Annotated in this window: 18 protein-coding genes and 1 tRNA gene; 9 read left to right on the forward strand and 10 right to left on the reverse strand. The window is 62.0% G+C overall.

All coding sequences use genetic code 11. The features are described 5' to 3' along the window. Position 1 precedes the first annotated feature (1 nt). Both UIB01_RS14450 and UIB01_RS14455 read right to left on the reverse strand, forming a co-directional pair. Positions 2-2,293 (reverse strand): multiheme c-type cytochrome, encoded by a 2,292-nt coding sequence (locus UIB01_RS14450; protein ID WP_038661868.1) that lies wholly within the window; start codon positions 2,291-2,293, stop codon positions 2-4. A 171-nt stretch (positions 2,294-2,464) separates the two neighbouring features. Then, positions 2,465-4,816 (reverse strand): arylsulfatase, encoded by a 2,352-nt coding sequence (locus tag UIB01_RS14455; protein ID WP_038661871.1) that lies wholly within the window; start codon positions 4,814-4,816, stop codon positions 2,465-2,467. Positions 4,817-5,041: 225 nt separating this feature from the next. Here UIB01_RS14455 and UIB01_RS14460 point away from each other — a divergent pair, with 225 nt between their 5' ends. The 5 genes from UIB01_RS14460 to UIB01_RS14475 all read left to right on the forward strand — a co-directional run bounded on the left by UIB01_RS14460 (position 5,042) and on the right by UIB01_RS14475 (position 9,220). Then, positions 5,042-6,070, forward strand: coding sequence for an IS30 family transposase (locus tag UIB01_RS14460; RefSeq protein ID WP_038661402.1), 1,029 nt, complete (start codon positions 5,042-5,044; stop codon positions 6,068-6,070). Further along, a complete protein-coding gene (locus UIB01_RS23100) occupies positions 6,045-6,200 on the forward strand; it encodes a hypothetical protein (RefSeq protein ID WP_155268711.1) in 156 nt (51 codons plus the stop codon). Before UIB01_RS14460 ends, UIB01_RS23100 begins: the two co-directional genes overlap by 26 nt. A 112-nt stretch (positions 6,201-6,312) precedes the next feature. Continuing rightward, positions 6,313-7,239 carry a DUF2092 domain-containing protein gene (locus UIB01_RS14465; protein WP_219807508.1) on the forward strand — a complete coding sequence of 309 codons (927 nt, stop codon included), beginning with the start codon at positions 6,313-6,315 and terminating at the stop codon, positions 7,237-7,239. Beyond that, positions 7,236-7,964, forward strand: coding sequence for a conjugal transfer protein TraH (locus UIB01_RS14470; protein ID WP_038661877.1), 729 nt, complete (start codon positions 7,236-7,238; stop codon positions 7,962-7,964). Before UIB01_RS14465 ends, UIB01_RS14470 begins: the two co-directional genes overlap by 4 nt. 38 nt (positions 7,965-8,002) lie before the next feature. Continuing rightward, positions 8,003-9,220, forward strand: a complete 1,218-nt coding sequence (locus tag UIB01_RS14475) for a hypothetical protein (RefSeq protein ID WP_038661880.1) — start codon at positions 8,003-8,005, stop codon at positions 9,218-9,220. A gap of 260 nt (positions 9,221-9,480) precedes the next feature. Here the strand turns inward: UIB01_RS14475 and UIB01_RS14480 are convergent. The 5 genes from UIB01_RS14480 to UIB01_RS14500 all read right to left on the reverse strand — a co-directional run bounded on the left by UIB01_RS14480 (position 9,481) and on the right by UIB01_RS14500 (position 14,091). Next, positions 9,481-9,556: transfer RNA gene (locus UIB01_RS14480), tRNA-Thr, on the reverse strand. 77 nt (positions 9,557-9,633) lie between these two features. Next, on the reverse strand, positions 9,634-10,395 hold the full coding sequence (locus tag UIB01_RS14485; RefSeq protein ID WP_038661882.1) for a DUF3618 domain-containing protein: 762 nt from the start codon (positions 10,393-10,395) through the stop codon (positions 9,634-9,636). Next, entirely contained in the window at positions 10,392-10,817 is a 426-nt protein-coding gene (locus tag UIB01_RS14490) for a phage holin family protein (protein WP_038661885.1), read from the reverse strand. Before UIB01_RS14490 ends, UIB01_RS14485 begins: the two co-directional genes overlap by 4 nt. Further along, entirely contained in the window at positions 10,814-11,578 is a 765-nt protein-coding gene (locus tag UIB01_RS14495) for a F0F1 ATP synthase subunit B family protein (protein WP_038661887.1), read from the reverse strand. The genes UIB01_RS14490 and UIB01_RS14495 overlap by 4 nt, the downstream gene beginning before the upstream one ends. A 449-nt stretch (positions 11,579-12,027) precedes the next feature. Continuing rightward, positions 12,028-14,091, reverse strand: a complete 2,064-nt coding sequence (locus UIB01_RS14500; protein WP_038661890.1) for a glycoside hydrolase family 5 protein — start codon at positions 14,089-14,091, stop codon at positions 12,028-12,030. A 531-nt stretch (positions 14,092-14,622) separates the two neighbouring features. Between UIB01_RS14500 and UIB01_RS14505 the strand changes: the two genes are divergently transcribed. After that, positions 14,623-14,835, forward strand: a complete 213-nt coding sequence (locus UIB01_RS14505; RefSeq protein WP_038661893.1) for a hypervirulence associated TUDOR domain-containing protein — start codon at positions 14,623-14,625, stop codon at positions 14,833-14,835. A 2-nt stretch (positions 14,836-14,837) separates the two neighbouring features. After that, positions 14,838-15,419, forward strand: a complete 582-nt coding sequence (locus tag UIB01_RS14510) for a DUF488 domain-containing protein (protein ID WP_038661896.1) — start codon at positions 14,838-14,840, stop codon at positions 15,417-15,419. A gap of 50 nt (positions 15,420-15,469) precedes the next feature. Here the strand turns inward: UIB01_RS14510 and UIB01_RS14515 are convergent, their stop codons facing one another. The 3 genes from UIB01_RS14515 to UIB01_RS14525 all read right to left on the reverse strand — a co-directional run bounded on the left by UIB01_RS14515 (position 15,470) and on the right by UIB01_RS14525 (position 19,995). After that, positions 15,470-16,306: a CvfB family protein gene (locus UIB01_RS14515; protein ID WP_038661898.1), complete on the reverse strand. Its 837-nt coding sequence runs from the start codon at positions 16,304-16,306 to the stop codon at positions 15,470-15,472. A gap of 41 nt (positions 16,307-16,347) precedes the next feature. After that, positions 16,348-18,678, reverse strand: coding sequence for a glucose/quinate/shikimate family membrane-bound PQQ-dependent dehydrogenase (locus UIB01_RS14520; protein ID WP_038661901.1), 2,331 nt, complete (start codon positions 18,676-18,678; stop codon positions 16,348-16,350). 168 nt (positions 18,679-18,846) lie between these two features. Beyond that, the gene (locus tag UIB01_RS14525; RefSeq protein ID WP_038661904.1) at positions 18,847-19,995 is read right to left on the reverse strand and encodes a PQQ-dependent sugar dehydrogenase; all 1,149 of its coding nucleotides are present in this window, start codon (positions 19,993-19,995) and stop codon (positions 18,847-18,849) included. A 187-nt stretch (positions 19,996-20,182) separates the two neighbouring features. On the opposite strand from UIB01_RS14525, the gene UIB01_RS14530 reads away from it, so the two are divergent. Continuing rightward, positions 20,183-20,362, forward strand: coding sequence for a PFL_1563 family small protein (locus UIB01_RS14530; RefSeq protein WP_015277667.1), 180 nt, complete (start codon positions 20,183-20,185; stop codon positions 20,360-20,362). A 78-nt stretch (positions 20,363-20,440) separates the two neighbouring features. Further along, on the forward strand, positions 20,441-21,166 hold the full coding sequence (locus UIB01_RS14535; RefSeq protein WP_038661907.1) for an RNA pseudouridine synthase: 726 nt from the start codon (positions 20,441-20,443) through the stop codon (positions 21,164-21,166). Positions 21,167-21,188: the final 22 nt, after the last annotated feature.

Below are 21,188 nucleotides of genomic sequence, written 5' to 3' on the forward strand. Positions count from 1 at the left end.
GTCAACGTCCCGTACGCAGCAGCGGATCGTAGGGGTTGACTGCCTGCAGCTCATCCAGCAGGCGAGCCGCTTCCTGCGCCTGGCCTGCTGCCTGCAGGTAGCCGACCAGCGCAATGCGCACCGCGCGGTTGGCTGGATCATTTGCCAGTTGCTGCTGCAACAATTGCTGCGCGGCCTCCTGCTGCCCCGCGTCGTGCAAGGCGACGGCCAGCACATAGGCATAGCTGGCATTGTCCGACGCCAGTTGCTGCGCCTGAACCAGAGCCTCGAGCGCCGTGTCGCGCTGGCCGGCACGTACCAGCGCGAGTCCCAGCGCATGCTGCAGACTGGCTTCCTGCGGGTAGGTCGCGCTGCTGTCCTGCAGGAGCTGCAGTGCCTGGTTGCGCTTGCCCTGCCCCTCCAGCCACTGCGCGAGTAGCAGGCGTGCGGGATGGAAGTGGCTGTTGCGCTGCAAGGCCAGCCGCAGATGCGCCTCGACCTGCTCGGGGCGGCCGGTGTGCTGGTAGAGCATGGCCAGGTTGGTCAACGCCTCGGCACGGTCCAGCTGGCTGCGCTGCGCCTGTTCGTACTCGGTCAGCGCCGCCGGCCAGCGTGGCAGCCCCTGGCGCAGTTCGGTCGGCAACTGCGCCAGTTGCCAGGTTGCGGCCAGGCGCACCGCACGGCGACCATCGCCGAGCAGGGGCGCCAGCGCCTGCACCTGCTGCTGCGGGGAGGCCATCGCCACCAGCACATCGATTGCCGCCAGGCGCACCACCGCCTCGGGATGCTGCAGCGCGGTCGCCACGACCTGCCCTGCCGCCGGCCCTGGATAGCGCGGCACCTCGGCCAGCAGCGCCGCCTTGCGCAGCGCCGGCAGGTCGGTGCGCGCCAGCTGGGCATACAGCGCCTGCGCCGCCCCGGTCTTCCCGGTACGCGCCTGCTGCAGCGCGCGGGCAAAGCCGCCGTCGCGCGGCGCCGGCTGGCCGAACCAGTCCTGGAACTGGCGGGCGACCTGCTGGCCTTCCGTTTCACGATGACAACCCAGGCAGGCGTCGCCATGGCCAAGCGCCACAGCCTGGGCGGGGTTGGGCACGCTGAAGCTGTGGTCGTGGCGCAGATCATTGCCCATGTAGTAGCGGCCAGGCATGTGGCAGCTGGTGCACTGTGCGCCCGCCGAGCCCTGAGGATGGCGATGGTGCTCGGGCGAGTCGTACTGCTTGGCCAGCAGCTTGTCGGTGCGGATCTCGACACGCGGCGCCTGGCCGGCCGGGTTATGGCACTGGGTGCAGACCGCGTTGCCGCTCAGGCGCAGGGCGCCGCTGTGCGCGTTGTGGCAGTCCGAGCAGCGCACGCCAGCGGCATACATGCGGCTCTGGGTGAAGGAGCCGTATTCGAACACTTCATCTTGAATCTTGCCATCGACCTCGTACAGACCGGCGCCCAGCGCGACGGGCAGGTAGTCATCGAACAGCGGGCGCTCGGCGTGATAGCCGTCGCCGAGCGGCGAACGCCGGCTGTGGCAGCGGGCGCAGGTTTCCACCTCGCTGCGATTGCCGCCATCGCGCAGGTTGACCACCAGGCCGGAGTTGCGCAGATCGGCTCGCTGCGGCTCGCGCGTCCAGAGCAGATGATTGGAAGCAGGTCCGTGGCAGCTCTGGCAGCCAACGCCCAGCGCCTGCCAGTGGCTGGCGAAGCGGTTGCTGTCGCTGTCGAAGCGCCGCTCGAAGCCGGTGGTGTGGCACTCGATGCACATGAAGTTGGCATTCTGCTGAGCCCCGCTCCAGTGCAGCGGATCGCGATGATCCACGCCCTGATCGGGATACAGATGGAACCAGGCCTGCTTCTCGACATCCCAGGCGGCACCGAGCGCCTGCAGGCGGCCTCCCGACAGTTCGACCAGGTATTGCTGCAGGGGCTCGACGCCGAAGGTGTAGGCCACCTTGAAGTCGGCAGGCAGCCCGTCAGGCCCGGGGGTGTTGACCCAGAATTCGTCACCCTTGCGCAGGAAGCGGGTGGTTTCCACGTCGTTGTGCAGCGGCGATGCCTCGAAGTCGGCCAGCACCGTCTGCGGGTTGGCCGGCTGCATGGCCAACTGGTGATGGGAGCCCTGCCAATCTTTCACGGCTCCGGCATGACAACCCCGACATTGCTGTTCGTCCACCCAGTGCGCGGCCGCAAGGGGTTCGGGCGCTCGCCCTTGCATCCACCACCAGACGAAGCCTGCGCAGCCCAGCAGCAGGAGTCCGCCGGGCAGCAACCACAGCCAGCGGGCCGGCTTCTTGGATAAGGGACGGTCGGAGGGCGACGAGGGCATGCGGACAATCCATTGCAGGAACTGGCGAATGAGACAGCGACGAATGCGCGACCTCGTCAATACGGTGAACAACAGCCCCCACCTTACGGTGGGGGCTGCCTGATGCCGGAGCGTAGAACCAGAGATGCCAGTGGCCCCGCCCTCTGTCAGTCAGGACGGGCCTACTGCGGCTCACTTCAACTGCACGGTGACTTTGTCGATCTTGCCGGTGAAGGCGGAGCGACGATCGGCTCCAATGACTTCGACCACCGGGGTGCCCAGATCGATGCCGACATCGGCGGTCTCGTCCGCCGAGAAGGCAGTAGGCTGGGTGCGTTCGATGCGGCTTTCGCCCACCTTCTGCTCGTTGACGTAAAGGGTCCCCTGCCCCCCCTTGCCCAGCCCTTCGCCGTCATAGGCGAACTCGAAGCGCAGGGTCGCCTTGCCAGCCGGCAGCGGCGTGCTACCCGCGACCGTGTACTGTTGCATGCCGAGGTAGTTGTAGGTGTAGGCCGGCACACCATCCTTGACGTACAGCGACCAGCCCCCGAAACGCCCGCCCTGGGCCAGGACGGTGCCGTTGGCGCCCGTCGCCGGAATCTCCAGTTCGGCGGTAATAGTCTTCGAGCTGTTCTTCACGTTGATGAAGACGTTCTCCGACATGCCGGTCATGCCTTCGGCCAGGGTCAGCGAGGTACGCCCCGCCATCAGATCCGGACGGCCGGCCATGGCCGGCAACATGCGCTCGAAGGTGCGGTCGTCCAGAGGCAGCGCATGATGCTCGCGGGCTTCCTTGAGGAACAGCGCCTGCAGCTCCTTGAGCTTGTCGGGCTGCTGCGCCGCCAGATTGTTGGCCAGGCTGAAGTCGTTGCGCACGTCATACAGTTCCCAGACGTCGTCCGCCAGGGCCGCGCGCGGCTTGCCTTCCCACGGTGCACGGTGGATGGTGCGGGCGAACCAGCCGTCGTGATAGATGGCTCGGTTGCCGTTGATCTCGAAATACTGGGTGGTGTGGCGCTCCGCGGCCTTGGCGTCGTTGAAGCTGTAGGCCAGGCTGGAGCCTGCCATCGGGATCTGCGGCGTGCCGTTGACCACCTTCGGTTCCGGCAGGCCGGCGGCCTCGAGGATGGTCGGGGCAATGTCGATCACATGGCTGAACTGGCTGCGCACCTCATTCTTCGCCTGGATGCCCTTCGGCCAGTGCACCACCATGCCGTTGCGGGTACCGCCGAAGTCGGACGCCACCTGCTTCATCCAGCCGAAGGGGGCGTCGAAAGCCAGCGCCCAGCCGGCCGCCATGTGCGGGTAGGTTTCCGGGTCGCCCCACTTGTCCATGACCTTGAGCATGTCGGGCACGGTTTCCTGCACGCCATTGAAGTAGGTGTACTCGTTGAACATGCCATTCTCGCCACCCTCGCCGCTGGCACCATTGTCGCCGGCGATATAGATGACCAGGGTGTTGTCGGCCTGACCGACATCGTCGACCGCCTTGAGCATGCGACCGATCTCGTGATCGGTGTAATCGAGGAAGGCGGCAAACACTTCGGCCTGACGGGCGAACAGCCGCTTCTCGTCAGCTGACAGCGTGGCCCAGTCCTTGAGGGCCTCAGGCTTGGCTGCCAACTGGGTATCCGGCGGTACTACGCCCAGCGTGATCTGGCGGGCCAGGGTCTCTTCGCGCAGCCTGTCCCAGCCCTGGTCGAACTTGCCCTGCCACTTGCTGATCCACTCCCTGGGCACATGGTGCGGCGCATGGGTGGCGCCCGGCGCGAAGTAGACGAAGAACGGCTTGTCCGGGGTCAGTGCCTTCTGGAACTTGATCCAGGCCACGGCCTGGTTGGTCATGTCGGTCATGAAGTGGTAGTTGGGATCTTCTGGCAACCGCACCGGGGTTACCCCGTCGTAGATATAGGGTGCCCACTGGTTGGTTTCGCCACCGAGGAAGCCGTAGAACTTGTCGAAGCCCTGACGGGTCGGCCAGCGGTCATAGGGGCCGGACACGCTCGTTTCCCATGCCGCGGTTTCATGCCACTTGCCGAAAGCGGCGGTGCTGTAGCCGTTCAAGCGCAGCATCTCGGCCACCGGCGCGGTGGCATTGGGAATCTGCGCGGTATTGCCGGGGAAGCCGGTGGCCATCTCGGTGATGAAGCCCATGTTCACCGTGTGATGGTTGCGCCCGGACTTGAGCGCGGCGCGGGTCGGCGAGCAGAGCGCGGTAGTATGGAAGTTGTTGTAGCGCAGGCCGTTCTCGGCAAGCTGATCGAGGGTCGGCGTGGAGATCGGACCGCCGAAGGTGCTCGCCGCGCCGAAGCCAAGGTCGTCGATCAGCACGATGACGACGTTGGGAGCGTCCGCCGGCGCCTCGATCCTGAATGGCGCAGGCGCCTTGGCGTTGCGCGCATCCAGTTCTGTGTAGAGCGGTCGGTCCGGTTCGGCAATTGGCAGGATGCTGCGATCCGGGTCGCCGCCATAGTCTGCCTGTGCCAATGGCATGAAGATAACGGCTAACAATCCGGTCGATTCTGCAATCTGTCGCAGCTTCATCTTTGTCCACCCTGATGAATAGCCTTATCCCCTAGCCGAGAGTATAGGCAACGCCGAGGTGGTCAATTTAACTTGGCATTTTGCGCCATGCTTGCACAAAACCCTCGCCTAAAATAAAGCGCAACGATCCTTATCAGTCCGCGTTCCATTGTGCTTTTTGCTATAGGAATGGCGGCGGCAAAAACTGAGTGCAACACCTGACCTTTCCGGTACGGTGCTGCCCCCATGTCTTATACCGAACTCAGCGTTGAAGAGCGCGCCACCATTCAAATCGGTCATGCCCAAGGTTTCAGCCTGCGTGGGATTGCCTGCTTGATCAACCGATCCCCTTCGACCATCAGCCGGGAGCTGCGCCGCAATCGAGATGCCTGTGGTGGCTACTCGGCCCGTGTAGCCCAACAGCAGATGCAAGCCCGCCGCCAGGTGTGTCGACCGATGCGAAAGCTGTTGCCGGGTAGCGAGCGCTTTGAGCTGGTGGTTCATATGCTGCGTGAGCGTTTGTCTCCCGAGCAGATTGCCGGCAAGCTGCGCAGCATGAACATTCCCAGCCTCAGAGAGGCCTACGTCTGTCGTGAGACGATCTATAACGCGATCTATGCCCTGCCGGTCGGTGAACTGCGCAAGGAGCTGATCATCTGCCTGCGCCAAAGCAAGACGACGCGCAGGCCGCGCTCTGGCGGTGTGGATCGGCGCGGTCAGATCCCTGAGATGGTCAGTATTCATGTACGTCCGCCGGAGATCGAAGACCGGCTGATGCCAGGGCATTGGGAAGGCGACCTGATCAAGGGCAAGGCCAACGCCTCGTCTGTAGGTACGCTGGTGGAGCGCACCAGTGGCTACCTGATGCTGGTGAAGATGAACGACGCGACGGCGACCTCGGCGATGGAAGGCTTCAGTGCAGCGCTCAATGGCATGCCGCTGGCGATGCGCAAGAGCATGACCTACGACCAGGGCCGAGAAATGGCGCGGCATGCTGAAATCACTCAGCAGACCGGGGTGGCCATTTACTTCTGCGACCCGCACAGCCCTTGGCAGCGCGGCAGCAACGAAAACATCAATGGCTTGATCCGCCAGTACCTGCCCAAAGGCACAGACCTGTCGGTACACAGCCAGGAAGAACTGGATGCCATCGCACTGCAACTGAACATGCGCCCACGTAAGCGCTTCGACTTCAAATGCCCAATTGAAGTTATGGGCAAAGTGATGCAGGAAGCCATGGCTATGCGGCATGATGCGCCTGCTTCAATTCAATAACCGTGTTGCACTCAGCCCCTGCAACCGCCAATTAATTACTGCAGATATCGGCGCCTATATGCGTATTCGTGCAATTAACAAACAAGCAAAAAGGCACAACAACCAATTTCTTGCAGAATTATTTGTTTGATATTCGAATTTGTTTCCCAAGGGCGAGCTTCAAGTAGTTCTTTTACCGTACCAAAGCATTAGCGAGCAGGCCGACCATGGCTTCATGAATCCGCAAAAGCGAGGGGCAAGCCGTGACTGACGAAAAGAACAGCTACTGGAACATGGCGCTTGGATCGTCCGGTGCGCAACGGCGAACACCAAATGCGGCCCGGCGAGGTTCGGTCTGGGTTTTCTGCGCTAGCCTGCTCGCAGCAAATCCTGTCTGGGCCGAATCGACGGCAGCCGCGGTGAATCAGGCGGATGCAGCCGTTGCCACGGAGCCGACAACGGAAACGGAGTCGCAGCAGTTTGCCCGAGCGCGCCTGATGGAGATGGCCGGGCTGCTTGGCAAGACCGAGCGCCTTAGCGTGTCATTGAACATCGCTTACGACGTGGTTCAGGAAAACGGCCAGAAAATAGAGTTCGGCGAAATCCGCGAGCTCGCGCTCCAGCGCCCGGATCGCCTACGGATCATGGAAATCGCCAGCCATGGCGATCGGGGTCTGACTCTGTTCGACGGCGAGCGGATCACAATTCTCGATGGCGACACCAATGTCTACGCCCAGGCACCGCAGCCAGGGGATATTGATGCCTCGATCATTCACTTCGTCCGTGACCTGCAGATGCGCCTTCCCCTCGCACCCTTGATGCTGACAAAGGCCTCTGAGGAACTGCAGCGTCGCATTCAGAGCATCGACTACGTCGAGCATACCGACATACTCGGCGCGCCTGCCCACCATATTGCGGCACGCACCGCAAGCGTGGACTTCCAGGTGTGGATCGCCGACAGCGAGCAAGCGTTGCCCATGCGCATCGTGGTCACCTACCCATCGGATGAAGGCCAACCACAGTTCCGCGCCGACTTTTCAGACTGGAACCTGATACCGCGATTCGACAAGGGCACCTTCGAGTTCACCCCTCCGGCGGCTGCGAAACGGATCGTCTTCGCAGCGCAGCTACCTCCCGCACCAGCCAGCCCGCTACCGCAAGGTAGCAGGCCAGAAGGAGCCAAGCCATGACAGCGACCAGCGCCAGAGCCCTTGTTTCGGTGGCAGCCCTGACAGCGCTGCTCTGCAGCACCTGGCCAGCTTCCGATGCCCAGGCGCGCGAACCCAGGTTCTCCGGAGGGGCCACGCGCAATGCCGGAAGCGCAACCGCGAGCAGGACATTTTCACGCCAGGGTGCCGCTTCGGCAGGCAGCCTCTCCTCAGGCCGTCGCGCCCAGGCCAACGGTAACGTCACGAGCAATCAGGCTACCCGCAGGGAGTCAGCCTCGAGCCGAACGTCGTCCAACCAGGCCGCACGTCAGGGTTCGATCTCCGATAACCAGCAGGCCCGGCAAAGCGCAATGTCCGACCAACAGCAGTCGCGCCAGAGCGCAGCATCCGCCAATCAGGAGCGGCGTCAGGACACCGTAAGCCACAACGTGGATGTGCGTCAGGAGAACTATTACCACAATGATCACGACGATGACGACTGGGACGCCGGCTCTGCGGCCGTCGGCTTCGTCGCAGGTGCGGTGGTGGGGTCGGTGGTGACGTCGGCTGCCAGCCAGAGCGCACCGGCGCCCGCCTCGACCACAGTGGTCTATACCTCACCTCCGGCGCTAACAACCCTGCCCTGCGCACCTGAAATCCTAGGCATCAACGGAGTCACCTATTACCGCTGTGGGCAAGCCTATTACATACAGGCTTATGGCGCTTCCGGGCCGATTTATACACCGGTTCAGCCACCACCGATGTGACGCGGGTGTGGTGCCGCACAGTGGCATGGGAGCCTCAAATGAACGATTCACACGGCAATGAGAAGCCATCCGCGAGCTTTACCAGCGATACGGACGACTTCTCACTGGTACTTGGTGGGCCGTTATTTCAGCTTCTCAACCGCGCGCGACTGTCCGGCACCGCCCTCGAACTGGTGCGCAAGCGCATTCTTTTCTTTGTCCTGCTCACTTGGTTGCCACTGCTGCTGCTCGCTGCAATCGAAGGGCAACTACTGGGCGGCGGGGTAGCCATCCCGTTTTTGATGGACGTTGACGTGCATGTCCGCTTCCTGGTCGCGATGCCCTTGCTAATCGGCGCCGAACTGATCGTTCATAAGCGCATCCGTCCAGTGGTCGGCCAATTCATCGAACGGCGACTGATCACAGAGGCTTCGCGGGAGTCCTTTGAGGCCGCAGTCGCCTCCGCCATGCGCATGCGCAACGCGGTGAGTGCAGAGTTGCTGCTGATTGCATTCGTCTATGTGTTTGGCGTGCTGGTAGTCTGGCGCAACGCTGCGGCCCTAGAAGCATCCAGTTGGTATACGGTCGTGAATGCTACCGGTTTCGACTTGTCTCTCGCCGGGACCTGGTACGGCTACGTGAGCATACCGGTGTTCCAGTTTCTGTTGATTCGCTGGTTTTTTCGAGTGTGCATCTGGATGCGCTTTCTCTGGCAGGTGTCGCGCCTCGAGCTGAACCTCACACCGACCCATCCAGACCGGGTGGGCGGTTTAGGCTTCTTGGCCAACTCTGCCTATGCCTTCATGCCGCTAGCCGTGGCCTTCGGCGTGCTGTTAGCCGGCTTGATAGCCAACCGCATCTTCTACGTCGGAGCAACGCTAGCCGACTTCAAAGTCGAAATCATCATGGTGGTTATATTCGTCGAAAGCATCGTCCTTGCCCCGCTGCTGGTCTTCTCGGCACAACTGGCCGATGCCAAACGTACCGGCCTTCGCGAGTACGGCGCACTGGCGATGAAGTACGTGCGTGATTTCGATTACAAATGGCTGCGTGGCGGAGCGGCGATCAATGAACCGTTAGTCGGCAGTGGCGATATTCAGTCGCTAGCTGATCTGGGTAACAGTTTCGCGGTGGTACAAGAGATGCGCCTCGCGCCAATTACGAAGGATGTCCTCCTTCGTCTAGCGGTGGCGACACTGCTACCGATCGCCCCCCTCCTGCTTACTATGATGCCGCTCGAGGAACTGCTGAAAAGGCTTTTGGGCGTAGTGTTGTAGACGAGCCTGCGGGGCTACCGCAAGTCCCAGCATCCAGCCAGAAGCGCCATCCAAGTCGAGGCTATCGACTGAAGAGGTCCTGGGCACGGCGTAGCTGACGCGATTCGAGTCTATCGAGACCAGCAACCCACTCTCGATTCAACCCGCGAGCTACCCACTCGGCAAGCCACGCTGGAAGCGTTGCCTGAACGCGGGACAAGAATGGGACACCACCGCCGGAAAACAAAAAGGGCTAGCCGAAGCTAACCCTTTGATTTTATTGGTGCCGGAGACAGGAGTCGAACCTGCGACCTTCGCATTACGAATGCGCTGCTCTACCTACTGAGCTACACCGGCGCCAGGCGGCGGATTATCGGAGGTTCCGCGGCGGGACTCAAGTCCGTACTTTCCTCAAACAATCCGCCTCGCGGCGCTTAATGCGGCCGCGAAGCCGGCTGGCCGTGGTCGCGCTCAAGGTCCTGCTTGACCTGGCTCGCCAACTGCTCACCCTCCGCGCTGGCCATCTCGTAGCCTTCACGAGCCTTGGCCTTCAGCTTGCCGGTCAGCTCGTCGCTCTGCTGCCCCATCAATTCGTCCTCACGACGGGTTGGCGGGACTGATGCGGCGAGCAGAGCGCCCAAGGCGATGCCCATCGCTCCCAGGGCCAGTGGCTGCTCATTGAGCAGCTGCGAAAAGCCGCCACGAGCGCGATCGGCGGTGTGTCGCAAGCTTTCAGCGGCGTGCCGGCTGGAGTCGCTGACCCGATTACGAGCGTTGCCTAGGGTGCTGGAAGCATCGTGGCTCATTTGCGCTGCCTTGTCCTTGAGCCCCGTGCCCTGCTGCTTGAGGCCGGACGCCTTAGCCGACAGCTTCTCCGTCATGGATGGACCAGTGGATGCCGTGCTGGCGCTGTAGTCCGGACGACGATTCTGCCCGGCCATCAGCCAGACCAGGCCGATGGAGGTCAGCAAGGTCGGTACCGGATTGGCCTTCACCGTATCGGTAAGGTTGTGCAGGAACTCGCCGCCACCACCTTTGGCATAGCCAAGCGCGGTATCGATCATCTGCCCGGGCGACAGTTTGCTTTCCAGTGCATGGACGATGTTGCCGATCTCGGCACGCTGCTGGTCGATTTCACGCTCCAGGGTGCTCGGGTCTTTCTGCGCTTCCAGGTCTACCTGATTGTGCGTACTCATGCGTGCCCCCTGACGGCTTCTTTATCCTTTTGCAGTGAATGAATGGTGCGGTCGGGCTTGAACGAAGAGGCTTCGAACTTCTTCTTGCCCGCCGAAACCATGATCAGGCCAATCACCACGACCACGACCCCGACGATCAAGGCTGCGAGCCAGAGCTCCATCATCGTGGCGAGGAAGTACACCGCCGACATCAGCAGGACAATGAAGCCTGCCAACAGCACCGCACCACCGGTGGCGACGCTCGCGGCACCGGCCTTGGTCGCACGCAGCGATTCGCTCAACTCCGCTTTCGCCAGCGCCAGCTCTTTGGTGAAAAGCGATGGGACTTCACGGGTCAGTTGCCGCAGCAGGCCGCCAACAGACCCGTCCTGCTCCGGATTGACCGGTTCGTACGGCGTATTGAGGTTGCGTTGCTCGTTCATCGATTCAGTCCTCCGTTCGTACCTTTGCCATTGCTGCCCGCGCCGTTAGTAGTGCCGGCGGGCGACGACATGCCTGCGTTGCTGACGCTACCTACGGTGCCCCCAGGCGTACCGCTGGATAGGCGTGAATCCAGCTCCGATTGGCTCGGCAGGGTTTCGGCAGTCACATCAGCCGGAACCCCCAGAGGCGAAGTGGGATGCGGACGGCTGGCATCGGAGTGGCCGTAATCGGTCGTTGGCTCCCGCGCAGCGGATTCAGTGCGATGACTTGAGGCGCGAGCGAAACGGGTCAGGCCGAAACCGAGTGCAACGCTGCCGGCAATGAACAGCGCCGGGTTGTTACGCGCCAGCCGATTCACCTCGCCTACCAGCTCGTCGACGCTTTTGCCACGCAGGTTGTCGGCGAGGTCGACCATGCTCTGCGCCATGTCGGAAACGTAGTGGGAGAGCCCCGTACTGTCCTGATTCTCCAGTTCACCGGCCGCGGCCTTCACGCTCTGTGCAACCTTTTCGAGTTCGTCTGCAGCGGTGCCACGGTAGCTGTCGAGCTGCGCCTTGCCCTGATTCTTGATCTGTTCGCCAGCGTCTCGGGCCTTGGCCTTGAGGTCTTCGGCACTTGGGGCAGCCCCGGAGCTACCCATGGGATCGCTACCGGTATGGCTGGTCGGCGAGGCTGTTTGTCCGGACGGGGTGGCCGTCTGCGGGGAGTTGGTTCTGGCTTGGCCGCCGTAACCTGTGATCTCTTCATCGGGTGTCGTCATTTTGTCCACCTTTATAGGGTCATAGGATTTGGCCGGATGACCACGGTCCGTTGAAGCACAGCAGTGCGGGGTTGCCGCGGCCGTGCATTTGTGGCGCGCACATAAATGGTGACCGGACCCCAAAATTCGAGTTCCGTGGTTTTGGCCAGGCGGTTCAGCGTGAGGAAGCGGGAGTAGGTCGGGTCGAGTCGGCGTAGAGGGAAGGCGATGTAGAGCGCTCTCCCACTGGCGATCTGCCAGCGACGGGCGCGCAGCCTGCGCCGCATGGGGGCTGCGGCCCGGAGAAGATGAAACAAGCGAAACGGCGACTGCAGCAGCGTTGCTGATTGAACAATCAGCGCAACTCCAAAAAGCGGCTGTATAGCGAACCGACGAGCTGTAAGCGCCTTGTTGCCGCGCACAACGCAAAAACGGGCCCGAAGGCCCGTCTTTGTGGTGGTTGGTGGTGCTTACAGCGGACCGATGCTGGTGCAGCTGTGGGCGGTCTTGGCGTGCTTCTGCAGTACCGGCAGCTGCGGGCGATGCTTGCCACTGGTGACGTCCAGCGACAGTGCGTACTCACCCCACCAGGGACCTGCTGCCCAGTAGGTGCTGGGGATGCAGTTCTGGCGCAGATAGCTCATCAGGTTATCGGTAGCGACCAGGGCCGAGGGCGAGAAGTCCGGAATGCCGTGCTCACCGATGTAACCGCGCAGCTTGTTCTGCTTCAGCCAGTCCACGAAGGGCTTGACACGGTTAACACCAATCATCGGGTCGAACTGCTCGTTCTTGTCGAAGTAGTTACCGGAGAAATCCTTGTCGATGTACATGTGCGCTTCGTACACCAGGTTGTTCTTCGGGTCACGCATCCACGGGTTGCTGATCAGCTGGGTGTTGTAGTGCGGCCAGTGGAAGGCGCTCGACCAGCGATCACCCGCCACATAGATCCAGCGCTTGGAGTCGACCGTACGGATCGCCTGGGCAGCGGCCAGGGCGGCCTGGGGCCAGAGTCCGTTGGTGGAGTGCGGCTCGTTCATCAATCCATAGCCTTCGACCGCCGGATGGTTTACCACTTCCTGCACGATCTGCTTCCACACCGCGGCGAAGGAGCTGATAGGTACCTCATTGGAGCCGATCAACTTGCCGAAGTAGCGGTAGTAGTTGTGCAGATCCAGAATCACCTTGACGTTGTGCTTCTGAGCGAAGTCCAGCGACTGCTTCAGACGCGCCAGCTCTACCGTGTTGAGCGGAGTGCCCAGCTTGGGCTGGATGCGCTCCCAGAGGAATGGCAGGCGAACCAGCGGCATGCCCAGGTCGGCGTACTTCTTGTAGTAGGACTCAGCCGGATAGGTGTAGTTGGTACCGTGGGTACCCGGAACTACCGAGGGGCCAAACCCGGCACCCGACAGGTTGACGCCGACCAGCAACGGTTTGCCATTGGTGGTATCAGGTGCCGAAGGCGCCGGAGCTGGTGTCACGGTGGCTGGCGGAGTGGTCAGCGCCGGGGATGACGGGGTGCTGGCCGAAGTGCTCACTACCGACACGGTTTTCGGATAACCGAGGGACGTGCCGTTAATCGCTGCGCCCTCCAGGAAAACGCTCATGTTGCTGCCGACGACCTGTTGGCGGAGCACTTTGCGCGTTTGGCCATCAGCCAGCCTTACCAGAGCGCCGGCCTTGAATGCCGCGACGTTGGCACTGCTTGCCTGAATGGAGAAGCCGGCGGATGCGCGGAACATACCGTTCAGCCAATCATTATTGGTGAAGTTGTTCAGATTGCTGGTGGCGATGACCGAAGTGGTCGGGGAAGTCGGAGCCGGGGCCGGAGTAGCGGTAGTAGTGCCCGCGGTGGACAACTTGTTGGGTGCACCTACCACACTTCCATTTACCGCCGCGCCATCGAGATAGACGCTCATATTGGCGCCGACTACTTGAACCTGGGTAACTTTACGAACCTGGCCATCTGCCAGTTTTACCGAAGCGCCAACTTTGAATGCCGCTTTGTTGGCATCGTTGGCCGGAATCGAAAAGCCCGGCGACTTGCGCCATACACCATTAAGCCAGTCGGTATTGGTGAATGCGTTGATGCTGGTGGAGTGGGCAGTAACGGTAGTCGGAGAAGTGACCGGAGCGGTTACAACCGAGCTACCGATAGTGACCACCTGCGGTGCACCCACCTTGTTGCCGTCCAGCTTTGCACCATCCAGAAAGATGCTCATGTTCGCGCCAACGATCTGCTGGCGGCTGATCGTGCGCACCTGCCCATCAGCCAGCCTTACCGAGGCGCCAGCCTTGAAAGCAGCCTGGTTGGCCGCAGTGGCCGGAATCGAGAAGCCCGCACCGGTGCGCCAAACACCGTTCAGCCAATCAATGTTGGTGAAAGCGTTGATCTTGGCAGAAACCGATACAGCGGCAACCGTAGTGGATGCAGCAGCGTAAGGCGTTGTTACTAGAGTGACGCCACCCAGCAGAACAGCCGTAGCGATGGAAGCGACGAGTGCCTTGCGGGCACCGGAAAACAGGTTGGTGGACATTGAGTCTCTCCGGAACTTACTACTTCAAAGGCGGAGCCTTTAAAAAGTGACGGGAGGTCGATAAGTCGTGGGCGTTGCTCTTAAGGAGGGCCGCGGTGTCACAACAAACGAACCGTTCAACAAGAAATTTCCCGCCGTCCACCCCCTGAACAAACCGGCAAATCGTCTTGCGTGGCGGCTTTATAATAGGTTCCAAAAATTAATGGAAATTTTTTGTCAGTAATAGATCGCCAAAAAAACGCCGAGCAGAAGCAAATAACATTGAGTTGCCATTACTCAAATGGCGATAGCTGTCGAATTGATATTACGCTAAGCCGCCCTAGTTAGTTACCTGGCGTAAAAACAAGCGACGTTTTTTTGAACCATGACGGTTTAGTAACGGATTAACCGCTATCGATCTTACCGACGAACGGTATATAGGCTTGAAGCGAAAAAAGCCTGTGCGTGGACGAGAACCATCGGCCGGCGGCGACCGATTTTCGTCGAGAGATAGCTGTCGGATGCCTTACCGAACGACCAAACGGAGGCACCATGAGCCATAAGTTCAAAGTGGGCGATCACGTCAGCTGGAATTCGGAAGCAGGACGGGTCAGTGGTCACATCACCCGCGTGCACACGGCTGATACCGAATTCATGGGCCGTACACGACACGCCAGCCCGGAAGCCCCGCAGTACGAGATCAAGAGCGACAAAACCGACCATGTGGCCATGCATAAAGAGTCGGCACTCAGGAAGCTGAGCTGAGCATGGTTCAGCCAGCCACGGTGTGGACCATCGGCCACTCGACACGCTCGCTGGAACAGCTGATCGAGATACTGCGCCACCATCGGATCGAAGCCATTGCCGATGTCCGCCGCTTTCCCGGGTCACGACGATTGCCGCAGTTCGGCGAGGCAGCCCTGCGCGAAGGATTGGCGGCGCATGGGCTGCACTATCAATGGATCGAGGAGCTGGGTGGCCGGCGGCGACCACTGAAAGACTCGCCTAACCTGGCCTGGCGCAATAGCTCGTTTCGCGGCTACGCCGATCATCTAGCCAGCGATGAATTCGACCGTGGCCTGCAGCGCCTACTGGAAATGGCGGCCCAGCGGCGCACCGCGATGATGTGCGCCGAGGTACTGTGGTGGCGCTGTCACCGCTCGCTGGTCTCGGACGTGATGAAAATCCGCGGTATCGAAGTGCTGCATATCCAGGACGACAAGCCACCGGCGGCGCACCCATTCACCGCCCCTGCCCGCCTGGTCGATGGGCAGCTGAGCTATGCGGAGGGCAAAGGCGAGTCGCTGAGAAAGGAAGTCGGCAGCGGGCAGATCAATCTGGACCTGTAGCGCCGATTAGCTGCTGCGCAGCGACCGTTGCGATCGCGCTGGGCGTTACGTCATGCGCGCTCGATGCGATCTGGATGGATGACGATACGGCCCTGTTTGTACAGGCCGCCGATGGCCTTCTTGAAGTTGCCCTTGCTGACGCCGAAGCGACGGGCAATTTCCTCTGCCGGACTCTTGTCGCTGACATCCAGCGAGCCCTGGTTTTCTTCCAGCTTCTGCAGGATCAGCGCCTGCAGGGCGTCGGTCGCCTCGCTGCCGACCGGTTGCAGGCTCAGGCTGATCTTGCCGTCTGCACGCAGCTCCTTGATATAGCCACGCTCGCGCATGCCGCCGCGGAGAAATTTGAACGCCTCGTTCTTGTGGATCAGGCCCCAGTGCTGGCCGTTGATGATGGCCTTGAAGCCCAGGTCGGTCGCCTCGACGATCAGCAGGTCCACCGCCTCGCCCACCTTGTAGTTCGCCGGGGTCTTGTCCAGATAACGATCCAGACGTGCGGTGGCGGTGATGCGCCGGGTGCGCTTGTCGATGTAGACGTAGACCACGCAGTAGTCACCGACCTGTAGCGGGCGTTTCTCTTCCGAGTGCGGCAGCAGCAGATCCTTGGGCAGCCCCCAGTCGAGGAACAGCCCGACGCGGTTGATCTCCGCAACCTTGAGACTGGCGAACTCACCGACCTGCACCTTGGGTTTCTCGGTGGTGGCGATCAGCTTGTCCTCGCTGTCGAGGTAGATGAAGACGTTCAGCCAGTCATCCACCTCGGTCGGCGTGTCCTTGGGTATGTAGCGGTTGGGCAGGAGGATCTCGCCGTCCGGACCGCCGTCCAGATAGAGGCCGAAACCGGTGTGCTTGACGATTTGCAGGCTGTTGTAACGTCCGATTGCGGCCATGTGGGCGGTCCCGAATATAAAGGCGGCGATTCTAGCGCCAGTCAGCGTGGCAATGCATAGGCGATCACCGAATCACCCGCCTTGGTGCCCAGCGAGCCATGTCCGCCCGCGACCACCACAACCATCTGCCGCCCGGAGCGGCTCTGGTAGGTCATAGGTGTGGCCTGACCGCCAGCTGGCAGACGCGCCTTCCACAGCTCCCGCCCGGTCGTGACATCGTAGGCACGCAGGTAGTAGTCCAGCGTACCACTCAAGAAACCGACGCCACCGGCGGTGATCATCGGGCCACCGAGGCTAGGCACGCCCATCTTGAACGGCAACGGAATCGGCGAGCGATCGCGTACGGTGCCGTTCTTGCGCAGCCAATGGGTCTTGCCGGTGCGCAGATCCGCGCCAGCCACGTAGCCCCACGGCGGCGCAGTGCACGGCAGGCCGATAGGCGAAACGAATGCCTTCAGCTCCACCGCAAACGGCGAACCGAAATTCTCGTTGAGGAACGGCTCCTGCTCGGACACGTAGGTCGTCTCGGCGTCCTCTCGCGGAATCAGCTTCGAAGTGAAAGCCAGATAAGCCGGCGTGCTGAAGACCATCTGCCGCACCGGGTCGACGGCCACGCCACCCCAGTTGAATACGCCGAAGTTGCCCGGGTAGACCAGCGTGCCCTCGGTGGAAGGCGGCGTGTAGCGGCCTTCGTAGCGCAGGGAATGGAACTGGATGTGGCACATCATCTGATCGATCAGCGTGGCGCCCCACAGATCCTTGCTCTGCAGTTTCGGCGGCTCGTAGGACAGCGCCGACGCCGGCTGCGTCTTGGCGACCCAGTCGCCTTCGGCCGCGCCCTGCGGCGCTGGCACTTCGCGCACCGGCAGAATCGGCTCGCCGGTCCGACGGTCGAGCGCATAGATGTCGCCCTGCTTGGTCGGTGCCACCAGGGCAGGCACCGGGCCGTTCTCGGTCTGGATGTCGATCAGGCTGGGCTGCGCCGGCACGTCCATATCCCAGAGATCATGCCGTACGGTCTGAAACACCCAGCGCAGCTCGCCACTGTCCAGATCGAGCGCGACGATGGACGATGAAAAGCGCTCGCTGTTCTCGCTGCGCCGACCGCCCCACTGGTCCGGCACCTGATTGCCCAGCGGCACGTAGACCATGCCCAGGGCCTCATCGGCGCTGGAGATGCTCCAACTGTTCGGACTACTGGGGCTGTAGGTCTCGCCGGCGGCGATGGGCGCTGTTTCATCGGGGTTGCCCGGGTCCCAGTTCCATTTCAACTCGCCGGTGTAAACGTCATAGGCTCGAATGACGCCGGACGGCTCGTTGGCGCGTACGTTGTCATTCACCGCCCCGCCGATGATCACCACATCGCGCGCAACCACCGGCGGCGAGGTGGAATAGTAGAAGCCTTCCTTCACGTGCGGCATGTTCGCCCACAGGTCCACCTCACCGTTATCGCCGAAGCCAGGACATATCTCGCCGGTCTTCGCATCCAGGGCGATCAGCCGCGCATCCGCGGTGGGCATGAACAGCCGCTGCTGGCAGACCTTGCCATCGCTGGGCTGCGGCGCGGCATGGTAGGACAGGCCGCGACAGGTCAGGTGCTGACGGTTGACCGAATGCGGCACCTTGGGATCGAAGCGCCAGCGCTCCTGGCCGGTTTCGGCGTCCAATGCGATCACCAGATTGTGCGGCGTGCACAGATACAGGCTGTCGTCGACCTTGAGCGGCGTGACCTCATAGGTGGTTTCGTCCGGATCATCCGGGCCGCGCAGGTCGCCGGTTTGGTAATGCCAGACGGGTTCGAGGCGGTCGACGTTCTGCGGCGTGATCTGCGCCAGCGGCGAGTAACGCTGGCCGTGCTGGCTGCGGCCGTAGGCATGCCAGTCAGCGGCCGGCACGGCATCGTCCGCGGCAGGTGCTTGAGCTAGCGGTGTCGGCAGCATGCCCTTGATGTCGTGGCTGTCGTGCCCCACGGCATACACCGTCGCCCCGCCCCAGAGTACGACCGCCAGCATCAGCGGCAGCGCCGCACCGCCCCAGGCACGAAAGCCGAAATGCTGCCAGCCGAGGCGCCGGGCGATCCATGGCGTCAGCAGCCACAGCCCGAACGGCGCGATGATGCTGCCGCGCGGCGCCAGCTGCCACCAGTCCAGCCCCACCTCGTAGACCGCCCAGCCGAGTGCGCCAAGCATGAGCAATGCATAGACCCACAAGGCAGTGCGACGGCGCATCAGCAGCAAGGCACCGGTCAGCAGGAAGCCCGCCGCCACGATGGCGAAATACCAGGTACCACCCAGACTGATGACCTTGGCGCCACCGACGCCGAGCGCAATTGCGACGATGATGCAGAACAACCCGCTGATAACCACAGCCACGGCCCATCTCCCTCGATCTTGTTATCGAACCCGCCAATACCCCGATGGCAGCAAAAGCAGCCATCAATAGAGTCGGACAGGCGGCGGGCGGGAATGCTCCGTGCAAAAACAGGATTGGCGTAATGGCGGGATAACGGCGAGGCAGAGGCCTCGCCTGCGATCAGTGGATCACCTGGCGTCCAGGCCCACCTGCAGCAGTTTGCCGTCGCCAGCATCGGTCAGCAGATAGAGATAGCCGTCCGGACCGACACGCACGTCACGGATGCGCGCACCCAGCTCCTTGAGCAGGCGCTCCTCACCGACCACACGATCGCCATCGAGCTGCAGGCGAATCAGCGACTGATCCACCAGCGCGCCGATGAACAGACTGTGCTGCCAGTTGGGGAAGCGTTCGGCATCGTAGAACGCCATGCCGCTGACACCCGGCGACTTCTCCCAGACATGATGCGGCGGCTCGGTGCCCTCTACCGTTTTACCCTTGGCCTCGGGTATCGGCAGCATGCTGTAGTTGATGCCATGGGTCGCCAGCGGCCAGCCGTAGTTCTTGCCGGCCTGAGGGATATTGACCTCATCGCCGCCGCGCGGACCATGCTCGTTGGTCCAGAGCACACCGCTCCACGGATTGAGAGCCGCACCCTGCTGGTTGCGGTGGCCGTATGACCAGATTTCCGGTTGCACGCCGTCTTGACCGATAAACGGGTTGTCTGTCGGCACGCTGCCGTCCAGACCTATGCGCACCACCTTGCCCTGGTGCTTGTCGAGCTCCTGCGAGGTCGGTCGCTGATTGTTCTCGCCCAGCGCGACGAACAGGTGGCCATTGCCGTCGAACACCAGCCGCGACCCGAAATGCACCCCGGTAGATAGCTTCGGCATCTGCCGGAAAATCACCTCGAAGTTTTCCAGCCGGGTCTGATCATCGCTCAGCCGGCCGCGACCCACTGCGGTACCCGCTTTGCCCTGCTCGCCTGTCTCGGCATAGGTCAGATAGACCAGACGATCCGCGTCGAAGTCCGGCGAAAGGCGCACATCCAGTAGCCCACCCTGTGCCTTGGCGAATACCTTCGGCACGCCGCCGAGCGGCTCGGACCGGCTGCCATCCAACCCGACCAGACGCAAGCGGCCAGGTCGTTCAGTCACCAGCAGGTGTTCACCGTCCGGAAGGAACGCCAGCGCCCACGGATTCTCGAAGCCCGCTGCGATCTCCTTGACCGTCACCTCTCCAACCTTGCTGGAGTAGCGTTGCCCTTCGGCAACCACCTGGAACGAAGCGACAAGGGCAAAACCGCAGAGCGTGGTGCGAATGGCATGGCGCAGCATGGTGGTCCTCCGGATTGGCATTTCGGCATCACGAAACCTTTTGTGTTTCGCGGCTTCATTGAAGACCAGACGGCGCATCCAGTGGTTGCGAAAACGCTTCAAGAAATGACGGCACCGAAATAACTGAACAAAAATTGATCAAATCTGTATAATGCCCGGTTCGACTGATTCAAGGACAAGCGACCCCATGGCAACTAAAACCACCAGCGCCAAGCGCAAACCCGAACCCGCCTCTGAAACCAGCCAATCCCTTGCTGCGCAAATGGCGGCATTCCTCAAGGCCGGCGGTGAGGTCCAGACCATTCCCAACGGTGTCAGCGGCCAGACTAACGGCCCGTCCCGCCAGATCACCATCAGCAAGAAGTGATGATCTGAACCGCTTTCGGCGAGTCTGCAGTTTGGCTCGCCGCGCTCCACCCCCTCCTTCCTCGTCTTTGAGCGCACCATGACCGACCCCGTACGCCTTGCCAAACGCCTCGCCGAGCAGCTCGGCTGTTCCCGGCGCGAGGCCGAGCTGTACATCGAGGGCGGTTGGGTAACGGTCGACGGCGAACTGGTCGAAGCCCCTTTTCTCAAGGTTAGACCGGAACAACACGTCGAGCTTCGAGCAGGCGCCACGGCGAGAGAAATTGCGCCGGTTACGCTGCTCCTGCACAAACCAGCCGGCCTGGTGATTGACGCCGATGCCGACAGCGTGCGCCGCGCCCTGCTGGCCAGCGAACACTGGAGCGACGACCCCAGCCGCATCGAACCCCTGCAGCGCCATCTGCTCCAGCAGAACATCCTGCTGCCGCTGGACCCCGACGCCAGCGGCCTGACCGTATTCAGCCAGCAGCGCGAAGTGATCCGCCTGCTGACCAGCACCCGCGACAAGCTCGAGCAGGAATACGTGGTCGAGGTCAGCGGCGAGGCCGAGGAGAATGGCCTGGCCCTGCTTGCCAAGGGCATCGGCCATCGCGGCAAGATCCTGCCCAAGGCCAAGGTCAGCTGGCAGAGCGAGAACCGCCTGCGCCTGGTGGTAAAGGAACCCGCGCCCGGCGAAGTCCGCCTGCTCTGCGAAGCCATCGGTCTACGCGTAATGGCCTGCAAGCGCATCCGCATCGGGCGCCTGTCCATGGCCAAGCTTCCGGTAGGACACTGGCGCATCGTCGGCGAGCACGAGCGCTTCTGACGCCTCCCGCTCAACCGGCACC

The organism is Stutzerimonas decontaminans, from assembly GCF_000661915.1.
GTDB classification, from domain to species: domain Bacteria; phylum Pseudomonadota; class Gammaproteobacteria; order Pseudomonadales; family Pseudomonadaceae; genus Stutzerimonas; species Stutzerimonas decontaminans.

Excerpts from the sequence above, each read along its gene's own strand:
- UIB01_RS14450 (WP_038661868.1), bottom strand. The coding sequence starts at position 2,293 with ATGCCCTCGTCGCCCTCCGACCGTCCCTTATCCAAGAAGCCGGCCCGC.
- UIB01_RS14455 (WP_038661871.1), bottom strand. The coding sequence starts at position 4,816 with ATGAAGCTGCGACAGATTGCAGAATCGACCGGATTGTTAGCCGTTATC.
- UIB01_RS14460 (WP_038661402.1), top strand. The coding sequence starts at position 5,042 with ATGTCTTATACCGAACTCAGCGTTGAAGAGCGCGCCACCATTCAAATC.
- UIB01_RS23100 (WP_155268711.1), top strand. The coding sequence starts at position 6,045 with ATGATGCGCCTGCTTCAATTCAATAACCGTGTTGCACTCAGCCCCTGC.
- UIB01_RS14470 (WP_038661877.1), top strand. The coding sequence starts at position 7,236 with ATGACAGCGACCAGCGCCAGAGCCCTTGTTTCGGTGGCAGCCCTGACA.
- UIB01_RS14475 (WP_038661880.1), top strand. The coding sequence starts at position 8,003 with ATGAACGATTCACACGGCAATGAGAAGCCATCCGCGAGCTTTACCAGC.
- UIB01_RS14485 (WP_038661882.1), bottom strand. The coding sequence starts at position 10,395 with ATGAGTACGCACAATCAGGTAGACCTGGAAGCGCAGAAAGACCCGAGC.
- UIB01_RS14490 (WP_038661885.1), bottom strand. The coding sequence starts at position 10,817 with ATGAACGAGCAACGCAACCTCAATACGCCGTACGAACCGGTCAATCCG.
- UIB01_RS14495 (WP_038661887.1), bottom strand. The coding sequence starts at position 11,578 with ATGACGACACCCGATGAAGAGATCACAGGTTACGGCGGCCAAGCCAGA.
- UIB01_RS14500 (WP_038661890.1), bottom strand. The coding sequence starts at position 14,091 with ATGTCCACCAACCTGTTTTCCGGTGCCCGCAAGGCACTCGTCGCTTCC.
- UIB01_RS14505 (WP_038661893.1), top strand. The coding sequence starts at position 14,623 with ATGAGCCATAAGTTCAAAGTGGGCGATCACGTCAGCTGGAATTCGGAA.
- UIB01_RS14510 (WP_038661896.1), top strand. The coding sequence starts at position 14,838 with ATGGTTCAGCCAGCCACGGTGTGGACCATCGGCCACTCGACACGCTCG.
- UIB01_RS14515 (WP_038661898.1), bottom strand. The coding sequence starts at position 16,306 with ATGGCCGCAATCGGACGTTACAACAGCCTGCAAATCGTCAAGCACACC.
- UIB01_RS14525 (WP_038661904.1), bottom strand. The coding sequence starts at position 19,995 with ATGCTGCGCCATGCCATTCGCACCACGCTCTGCGGTTTTGCCCTTGTC.
- UIB01_RS14530 (WP_015277667.1), top strand. The coding sequence starts at position 20,183 with ATGGCAACTAAAACCACCAGCGCCAAGCGCAAACCCGAACCCGCCTCT.
- UIB01_RS14535 (WP_038661907.1), top strand. The coding sequence starts at position 20,441 with ATGACCGACCCCGTACGCCTTGCCAAACGCCTCGCCGAGCAGCTCGGC.